Genomic DNA, 6,940 nt, shown 5'->3' on the forward strand with positions numbered 1-6,940 from the left:
CGTCACTATTATTAATCATGATATGCTCGTATGCAATTTTTGCTAAAATACACGTTCTTTCTTTTGTAGCTACCCTAATCGCTGATCCCAGCTTCCTAAAATACAATAACATTTTTTATTGAATCGTAATTATTCCTATTTACAAATCGAAACCATTACGATATGATTAAAAATGAAATAAAATGGAAAGGAATTTATTTATGAAAATATATCAAACAATTATAACAATACTAATCATTGGACTGATTGCAATAGGATGCTCCCCATTCTCTAATCAACCGAACAATGATCAGCTTTCCATATATACAACAATTTACCCAATACAATATGCTGTTGAACGGATTGGTGGAGATACCGTGAGCACAACATCAGTATATCCGCCCGGAGTAGATGCACATACGTATGAACCTGCTTCTAAAGAGATGACAACCATCGCAAAAGGAAATGCTTTTATTTATCTTGGAGCAGGTATGGAAGGTTTTGCTGAAAACGCAGCAGAAGCACTCCAATCACAAGATGTTAAACTGATTGAAATCGGACGCCACGATGAGCTGTTTCATTCAGAAAATAGTCATTCCAACCATTCAGAAGAAACCCACCATCACGATGGACATAACCATGGAGATCATGATCCTCATATATGGTTAGATCCTGAACGAATGATTGAAATGAGCACCGTAATTAAAGATGAATTAATAAAACTCAACCCATCAAAGGAAGACGAATATAACGAAAATTTTAATAATCTAAAGAAAAACCTAGAAAATCTTGATCAAGCCTTCTTTGATACCTTAAATCCCAAACAAAATAAAGATCTACTTGTTTCCCATGCTGCTTATGGTTACTGGGAAGAACGATATGGAATTGAGCAAATTGCAATAAACGGACTCTCTTCCAGCAATGAACCTTCACAAAGAGATTTAACAAAAATTATTCGTCAGGCGAGAGAACATCAGTTAAAATATATTATTTTTGAACAAAATAGTTCGAACCGAGTAAGTGAAATTATTCAAGATCACATTAATGCAGAAGCTTTAACGATTCATAATCTCTCTGTTTTGACTGATAAGGATATTAAAAATAAAGAAAACTATCTCTCATTAATGGAACACAACTTAGAAATACTAGATAAAGCTATCAAATAAGGGAGGATGTATGATGTCAAAACCAATCATAACAATGAGTAATATCAATTATGCGTATGACAATAAAAAGGTTTTAAAAGATATCAATTTCGAAGTTCCACGCGGTTCTTTCATGGGGCTAATTGGACCAAATGGCGGCGGTAAAACAACTTTGATCAAACTCATTGTTCGATTATTAAAACCAGATAATGGCTCTATTCAACTCTTCGGTGAAGCCATCGAAAAATATCATAAATGGAATAAAATTGGATTTGTTTCCCAAAAATCTAATTCTTTTAACAAAGGGTTCCCAGCCACTGTTTTTGAAGTCGTTTCAATGGGGCTTACTGCCAAAATCGGATACTTTAAATTTTTAACAAAAAAACATAAAAATAAAGTACTCCATGCCATTGATCAAGTCGGCATGCTTGATTATGCATACCAGAATATCGGGAATTTATCTGGGGGCCAGCAACAGCGTGTATTTATTTCCCGTGCTCTGGTCAGTGATCCAGAATTATTAATTTTAGACGAACCAACTGTTGGTGTTGATTACGAGAATGTAAAACGTTTCTATGAACTACTGCACGAATTAAACGAGAAACGAGATATTACTTTACTGCTTGTGACTCATGATACCGGTACAATGACCGAACATGCCACAGATATTGTATGTCTTAATCAAACCCTTCATTTTCACGGAAAACCAGAAGAATACACTTCTTTATCTGAAGCTGAATTATCACGATTTTATGGACATCCAGTAAATGTTATCACGCACGATCACTAATCTTGGAGGAACTTTTATGATAGCTGACTTTTTAGAATTTGATTTTTTGCGACACACTTTTTTTACCGGTCTATTAATTGGATTAATCGCACCCTTACTTGGTGCATTTATCGTGGTCCGTCGTCTTTCCCTTATAGCGGATGCTCTATCACATGTAACTTTGGCTGGAATTGCTTTTGGTCTCTTTTTAGAAAAGAAAGTTTTAGGAGCAATTATAACACCTTTCTATAGTGGGTTGACTTTTTCGGTCATAGGATCAATTTTCATTGAAAAACTTCGTACCGTTTATAAAGATTATCAAGAACTGGCAATCCCCATTATTTTATCTGGCGGCGTTGGTTTAAGTGTTATATTTATCTCCCTGGCAAATGGCTTTAATACGGATATATTTAACTACTTATTCGGATCTGCCTCGGCAATCAGTCAAAAAGACTTCTTTACAATTATCGTAATTTCAATCATCATTTTATTTAGTATTGGGTTATTTTATAAAGAATTGATGACACTCTCTTTTGATGAAGAACATGCTACTGTTTCTGGAATCCATTCAAAACGAATCCATTTATTATTTATAGTTTTAACAGCTTTAGTTATAGCTGCATCCATTCGTATCGTTGGGGTTTTGCTTGTATCTGCCTTAATGACATTACCGGTTGCAGCAAGCATGAGATTGGCAAGAGGTTTTAAACAAATGATTATTCTGTCTATCATTTTTGGGGAAGCTGCAGTCATTACAGGGTTAATTAGTGGTTACTATTTAAGCATGCCACCCGGGGGGACAATAGTGGTGGTATCAATTATTATTTTATTGCTTTCAATCAGCGTTAAACGGTTTAATTTTAAGAGAGGAGAGCTTGAAAAATGAACGTGAGTGAAGCGATTGAACTTTTAAATGATAAAGGTTTTAAAACGACAAGTCGGCGAAAAGATATCTTAACCTATTTTTTTGATGCAGATGGTTATCGAACAGCGAAAGAGCTAATGCAACATATGGAAGCAATCCATGAGGGAATTAGCTTCGATACCGTTTACCGAAATTTGAATATCTATCATGAAATCGGTATTTTGGAATCTACAGAATTAAACGGAGAAAAGCTTTTTCGAATGAATTGTACAAACGAACACCACCACCATTTTATTTGCAAAGAATGCGGAAAGACAAAAGAAATAGCCCTTTGCCCAATGGATGATATAAAAGGAACCTTAAAAAATTATTATATTGAAGGACATAAATTCGAAATTTATGGGCTGTGTCCTGGATGTTTATCCGCATAAAATATACGGAAGAATGTATGTGCAGAACCTGGACGGTAAAGCTGGAGCTAAAACTCCAGCTTTTTTCATTTATTAACCAAATACTTCTGACAGTACCTTCGATTCTTTATGATCGAGCATATTTTTATGAATCACTTTATCCACTAGCATATTCATTTGTGTTTTGATTTCTTGTGACGCATCTGCTTCCCCTACAACATATATTTTTTCCCAATGATTATCTTTCGCACGCTTGTCTAATTTAGAAGCAATGCACTTATACCAACGATGCTTATTCGCTTCATAACGATCTTTAAAATTCTCTTTTTGCGCATTTATTGAACCGAGTCCTGTTGTATTATTTGCTGCCCGTGGTCCTACTTTTTGTCTCCAATCATCTGTATCTAAATTCAACTCATAATACACCGTATTTTCAACGTCATTTAAATAAGACTCTATGATCTTGATTTCGTTTTGCTGAACGAGAATAACCCCTGTTCTAGGATAATGCTCGCAAAGGGATTTTAACTGATCAAGCACAGGAGTCTCCTGCCAGTAAAACTCTGTTTTTAGCCGAGCTTGAAAACGAGCTGCAAACCAAACATCTTCACTGGCACTAGCAAAAATAATAATTCCTTTTCGTAAAGCCAGTTCATTTTCAAATACATATTTTTTTACTTTTTGCTTTACTAATTGAAAATTTTTTAATTCCTCTTTATTATTGGCTTCTTCTAGGTATTGTTCAAAATTTCTTAGTCCATTTTTAAATTGCAGCTTCCACTCACCGCCCTGTTGTTCCGGATCAGATGGGTCTGTATTCAAGTACATGGTAAAAGCTTTATCAGGTCCTTGTTTATTTACTTTTTCTAGCTTGTTTAGCTGCTTGCTAATGTTCATTATAATTTTAACACCCCTCCTAATATAATCTTATAATAATATTTATCCTTTCACTTCCTTAAATAAACATTATTTACATACGCTAGAAAATGTTTGTTTTTACCTAAATCTTTACCCATAAAAAAACAGCTAAATTAGCTGTTTTTAATTCATCATTACTGGTTGACAAATTCCTCAGCATGAATCAACTGATTTTTCACCTGTTCTTTTCCAGTACCTCCTATACTATTTCGAGCATTTACAACGTTTTTATAAGCTAATACATCATAGATATCCGATTCAAATAAATGATGAAAATTCTTATATTCTTCCAGTGACAGATCCAATAGATACTTTTTATTCTCAATCGCATATAAAACAATTTTTCCAATCACTTCATGTGCCTCGCGAAAAGGCAGGCCTTTGGTCGCTAAATAGTCTGCGATATCGGTTGCGTTCGAATAATCCTGCTCTACTGCCTGATACATATTTTCCTTATTAACATGCATTGTTTTTAGCATTGGAGCAAGTAAGCTAAGTGCCCCATCAAGTGTCGCTACAGTATCAAATACACCCTCTTTGTCTTCTTGCATATCTTTGTTATACGCTAATGGAAGACCTTTTAATACAGTTAGTAAACTCATCAAGTTCCCGTAGATTCGGCCTGTTTTCCCGCGTAAAAGTTCTGGAACGTCAGGGTTCTTTTTTTTGTGGCATAATACTGGATCCAGTACAAAAAGCGTCATCTAGCTCGATAAATTGGAACTCTTGACTAGACCATGTTATTAATTCTTCAGAAAGTCTGGATAAATGCGTCATAATAATGGAACAGACAGATAAAAATTCTACTGCGAAATCACGGTCACTAACAGCATCTAAACTATTTGGATATACTTGATCGAATTGAAGCATTTCAGCTGTTTGCTCGCGATTGATTGGAAAAGTCGTCCCTGCTAAAGCGCCCGCACCTAAAGGCGACCAATTTACCCGTTTCAGGCTATCTTCAAGTCGCTGTTTATCACGCTGAAACATCCAAAAATAAGCTAACAAATGATGCGCAAATAAAATGGGCTGCGCTCGCTGTAGGTGCGTATATCCGGGCATGATCGTATCCATGTTATCTTTTGCCTGACTTATAATTGCACGTTGGACGTTTTCCAAATGCTTAATCATGATTTTTGTTTGTTTGCGGACATACAGGTGAAAATCTGTTGCAACTTGATCATTTCTGCTTCGTCCTGTATGCAACTTTCCTCCGACAGGACCAATTTCATCAATAAGCATTCTTTCAATATTCATATGAATATCTTCATTGGCAACAGAATAATCTACCTTTCCTGCTGCCACTTTTTCTCTTATTGTTACCAGTCCTCGGATTATTTGATCCCTTTCTTCTGCAGAAATGATTTCCTTATCCGCAAGCATTGTAACATGTGCCAAGCTTCCTTCGATATCTTCATAAACAAGTTGTTTATCAAAGTTTATGGATGCTGTATATTCTTCTACTAATTTATCTGTTTCTTTTGTAAATCTACCGCCCCATAATTTTGTCATGTCATTTTCTCCTCTTAGTTAAAAATTACTTTGAATGGATAACTATATTGGTATTTTTTTTATTTTGTGCATAAATTTCTGTTGGCAATCCCCACAATTTAATAAATCCAACTGCCGCATTATGATCAAACATATCTCCTTTTTCATACGTAGCAAGAGCTTCATTATACATGCTCTGTGGAGACTTGCGTGCTGTAACTTGATGGTTTCCTTTAAACAGCTTGACACGTACCTTTCCAGTAACTACTTCTTGTGTTTCATTAATAAAAGCATCAATTGCAGGACGCAATGGTGAATACCATAATCCATCATAAATAATTTGTGAAAATTGCTGGTCTACTTTTGCCTTAAATTGACTAACCTCACGCGTATGTGTTAAAAACTCCATTTCTTTATGGGCATTGATCAATATTAATGCTGCTGGATTTTCATATACTTCACGGGATTTAATGCCTACTAAACGGTTTTCAATATGATCAATACGTCCAACCCCATGTTTTCCCCCAAGCTCATTTAAAGTTTCGATAATATCAACGAGATTCATTTCTTGACCATTCAAGGCAACAGGAATACCTTTTTCAAAAGAAATGTCTACATGATCAGCTACGTTTGGTGTATTTTCTACCGGATTCGTCCATTCAAATGCTTCTTCTGGGGCTTCATTCCATGGATTTTCTAACACGCCTGCTTCACATGCCCGCCCCCATATATTTGCATCGATTGAAAAGGGATTATCTAAATTAATAGGAATAGGAATACCTTTCTCCTTTGCATAAGCAATTTCTTCATCACGTGTCATTCCCCACTCACGAACCGGTGCTACAACATCTAAGTCTGGATTTAAGGCTTTAATTGATACTTCAAAACGAATTTGATCATTTCCTTTTCCTGTACAACCATGTGCTACTGCACTCGCACCTTCTTGTTCTGCCACATCCACTAACAGCTTAGCAATAAGTGGTCTACTTAAAGCTGATGATAGTGGATATTTGCCCTCATATAATGCATTCGCCTTCAAAGCAGGCATTAAATAATCTTTTGCTAATAATTCTTTTCCATCAATGACAACAGCATCAACAGCTCCTACTTGCAGAGCTTTTTGGCGAACAGCTTCCAAATCCTTTTCTTCTCCCATATCAATCGCAAGTGCAACAACATCATAATTATATTTTTCCTGTAACCATTTTATTGAAACGGATGTATCTAAACCACCAGAATATGCTAATACAATCTTTTCTTTACTCATTAAAATCCATCCCTTCTTTACTTGAAACGAACTTTTTATTGATTATGAATTATTATACATAATAAAGCATAAAAATACAATACTAATTTTAAAAAA

General features: G+C 35.3%; 6 protein-coding genes and 1 pseudogene. 4 read left to right on the forward strand and 3 right to left on the reverse strand.

Annotated features, from left to right (window positions below; genetic code table 11):
• The first annotated feature begins 200 nt into the window (after window positions 1-200).
• The 4 genes from GZ63_RS0109035 to GZ63_RS0109050 are packed head-to-tail and all read left to right on the forward strand — an operon-like array spanning window position 201 to window position 3,189.
• Complete coding sequence (locus GZ63_RS0109035) at window positions 201-1,145, forward strand: metal ABC transporter solute-binding protein, Zn/Mn family (RefSeq protein WP_029268783.1); 945 nt, start codon at window positions 201-203, stop codon at window positions 1,143-1,145.
• A gap of 13 nt (window positions 1,146-1,158) precedes the next feature.
• Complete coding sequence (locus GZ63_RS0109040; protein ID WP_029268785.1) at window positions 1,159-1,914, forward strand: metal ABC transporter ATP-binding protein; 756 nt, start codon at window positions 1,159-1,161, stop codon at window positions 1,912-1,914.
• A gap of 16 nt (window positions 1,915-1,930) precedes the next feature.
• A complete protein-coding gene (locus tag GZ63_RS0109045) occupies window positions 1,931-2,779 on the forward strand; it encodes a metal ABC transporter permease (protein ID WP_029268787.1) in 849 nt (282 codons plus the stop codon).
• On the forward strand, window positions 2,776-3,189 hold the full coding sequence (locus GZ63_RS0109050) for a Fur family transcriptional regulator (protein ID WP_029268789.1): 414 nt from the start codon (window positions 2,776-2,778) through the stop codon (window positions 3,187-3,189). Before GZ63_RS0109045 ends, GZ63_RS0109050 begins: the two co-directional genes overlap by 4 nt.
• Before the next feature lie 72 nt (window positions 3,190-3,261).
• Here the strand turns inward: GZ63_RS0109050 and GZ63_RS0109055 are convergent, their stop codons facing one another.
• The 3 genes and pseudogenes from GZ63_RS0109055 to GZ63_RS0109065 form a co-directional block, all read right to left on the reverse strand.
• A complete protein-coding gene (locus GZ63_RS0109055) occupies window positions 3,262-4,065 on the reverse strand; it encodes a VLRF1 family aeRF1-type release factor (protein ID WP_029268791.1) in 804 nt (267 codons plus the stop codon).
• A gap of 155 nt (window positions 4,066-4,220) precedes the next feature.
• Window positions 4,221-5,598: pseudogene (argH, locus tag GZ63_RS16580) on the reverse strand (argininosuccinate lyase).
• Between the two features lie 25 nt (window positions 5,599-5,623).
• Window positions 5,624-6,844 carry an argininosuccinate synthase gene (locus tag GZ63_RS0109065; protein WP_029268793.1) on the reverse strand — a complete coding sequence of 407 codons (1,221 nt, stop codon included), beginning with the start codon at window positions 6,842-6,844 and terminating at the stop codon, window positions 5,624-5,626.
• Window positions 6,845-6,940 lie beyond the last annotated feature (96 nt).

The organism is Virgibacillus alimentarius (assembly GCF_000709085.1).
Lineage (GTDB): Bacteria > Bacillota > Bacilli > Bacillales > Amphibacillaceae > Virgibacillus_B > Virgibacillus_B alimentarius.